Origin of the sequence: uncultured Thiodictyon sp. (assembly GCF_903828115.1) — a bacterium.
Classification (GTDB): Bacteria; Pseudomonadota; Gammaproteobacteria; order Chromatiales; family Chromatiaceae; genus Thiodictyon.
In genome coordinates this window covers 1-1,875 of sequence record NZ_CAIKKU010000087.1, presented here as the reverse complement: position 1 = coordinate 1,875, position 1,875 = coordinate 1, and the positions used below count along the sequence as shown (strand labels likewise).

At 67.6% G+C, this 1,875-nt stretch carries 1 protein-coding gene; it reads right to left on the bottom strand.

Annotated elements, in window-relative coordinates; translation table 11 throughout:
* Positions 1-183: 183 nt before the first annotated feature.
* On the bottom strand, positions 184-1,662 hold the full coding sequence (locus QZY48_RS03150; protein ID WP_295427596.1) for a helicase HerA-like domain-containing protein: 1,479 nt from the start codon (positions 1,660-1,662) through the stop codon (positions 184-186).
* Between the last annotated feature and the right edge of the window lie 213 nt (positions 1,663-1,875).

Sequence of the window (1,875 nt, the reverse complement as noted above, 5' to 3'; positions counted from 1 at the left end):
GTCGTTGTCGTTGTCGTAATCGAGGTTATCGTAGCGCCCCGGATTCTCGCGCACCCCAAAGTACATCGCTTCTACGATTACGATTACGACAACGACAACGACTGCGTTTAACTCGTTCTTGACTCGTTACTTAGGCGCCACCGGCTGGTGCGCGGCGAGCCGCGCGCGCAACCTGGGGCAGGCTCAACCCTTGCCGCCGGTCTTGGTCCCGAACAGCGAACCCATGACCCCGCGCAGCAACTGGCGCCCGAGCTGGCTGCCCAGGGAGCGGGCCGCGCTGGTCGCGAAGGCCTCCAGCGGGGTCTGGCGCCCGCGGGACCCGCCGCCCGTCCCGCCCGACAGGTCACCCCAGGTCCCAGCCGTCGGCGCCGCCGCCCCGGTGGCCCGTTGCGCCAGCATCTCATAGGCCGACACCCGGTCGATGGTGATGTCATAGACGCCCTTGAGGAGCGATCCGTCCAGCACCGCCTGGCGTTCCGCGGCCGCCACCGGACCCAGCCGACTCCCCGGCGGGGCGACGTTCACCCGCTGCACTATCCCCGGGACCCCCTCCGCGTCCAGGGTCGAAACCAGGGCCTCGCCGACCGCGAGCGCGGTAATGACCGCCTCGGTGTCCAGGGCCGGATTCGGGCGGAAGGTCTGGGCGGCCACCCGCACCGCCTTCTGGTCCTTCGGCGTGAAGGCGCGCAGGGCATGTTGGACGCGGTTGCCGAGTTGGCCCAGCACCGCCTCCGGTACGTCGAGCGGACTTTGCGTGACGAAATAGACCCCGACGCCCTTGGAGCGGATCAGCCGCACCACCTGCTCGATCTTGTTCACCAGGACCTTGGGCGCATCGTTGAACAGCAGGTGCGCCTCGTCGAAGAAGAAGACCAGCCGCGGACGGTCCGCGTCGCCCACCTCCGGCAGGGTCTCGAACAGTTCCGAGAGCAGCCACAGGAGGAAGGTTGAATAGATGGCCGGGGTGTGGATAAGCCGGTCGGCCGCCAGGATATTGATGTAACCATGGCCCCGCGGGTCGGTCTGCATCAGGTCCGCCAGGCTCAGGGCCGGCTCGCCGAACAGGCGCGTCGCCCCCTGCTGCTCCAGGGCCAGGAGGCGGCGCAGGATGGCCCCGACGCTCGCCTTCGACACATTGCCCCAACGGGTCTGAAGCCCATCGGCGGTGTCCGCCGCATGGGTCAGGAGCGAGCGCAGGTCTTTGAGATCCAACAGCAGCCAGCCGTTCTCGTCCGCCAACTGGAAGACGATGTTGAGCACCCCCTCCTGGACCTCGTTGAGCCCCAGGAGCCGCCCCAGCAACAGCGGCCCCAGATCGCTGATGGTGGTGCGCACCGGGTGGCCCTGCTCCCCGTGAATATCCCAGAACTGCACCGGATTGGCCGCATAGGTGAAGCCTTCGGCCTGTTCCAGACCCATCTCGGCCACGCGCCGCGCCACCTTCACGTTGGCCCCGCCGGCCTGACTGAGCCCGGCCAGGTCCCCCTTCACGTCCGCCAGGAAGACCGGCACCCCGGCCCGGCTGAACTGCTCCGCCAGGCGTTGCAGGGTCACGGTCTTGCCGGTGCCGGTCGCACCGGCGACCAGGCCATGGCGGTTGGCCATCCGCAGGTTGATCGCGACCGGCACGGTACCGGTGCCGACGAGGATGGAATCGGTCATGGGGGCGCTCCGTTGGGACTGGCGTCGATGGGGTGCCAGTGTATACCGAGCGGGTGGGTAAGTTTCGGTGCGCCCGGGCTGCGGGGGTGCCGACCCGTAGGGACCGCACAAGGGGTCGATCGTGGGAACGATCAGAACTGATGTGGTGGCCGAAATCCCGGGTACGCTGTCGTTGTCGTTGTCGTAATCGAATAATGCGACCACGATTACGAC